The 273-nt window shown below is 37.7% G+C and carries 1 protein-coding gene; it reads right to left on the bottom strand.

Annotated elements, in window-relative coordinates; genetic code table 11:
* On the bottom strand, positions 1-273 hold a 273-nt coding region (locus tag SB749_RS19470), incomplete at both ends, for a hypothetical protein (protein WP_410711756.1).

The raw sequence follows: 273 nt of genomic DNA, 5'->3' as shown, positions 1-273 counted from the left end.
CACTTCAATAATAATATCTTCATCAAGATCATCATCTTGTCTCAAGGCATCAAGAACTATTCTCGAATCACCTTTGATGAACTCTACCTGATGTTCGAAATAGCTACCTAATTGTTTTTCATAGTGAGCAATGGCAACGTGATACAAACAAAAGTTTAGTATTTCAGATCGGCTTGGTGCCAATCTTTTAACACTAGTATCCGCAAGCTGTATCTCAGTTGGTTCAGATGTTGGCTGACTAGACTTTTGTCCCTGTATGAGTTCCTTTAACTC

Origin of the sequence: Brevibacterium sp. SIMBA_078, assembly GCF_046534565.1 — a bacterium.
In the GTDB taxonomy this organism is placed as follows: Bacteria; Actinomycetota; Actinomycetes; order Actinomycetales; family Brevibacteriaceae; genus Brevibacterium.
The sequence above is the reverse complement of the archived record's forward strand: the minus strand, read 5'-3'. Positions and strand labels throughout refer to the sequence as shown.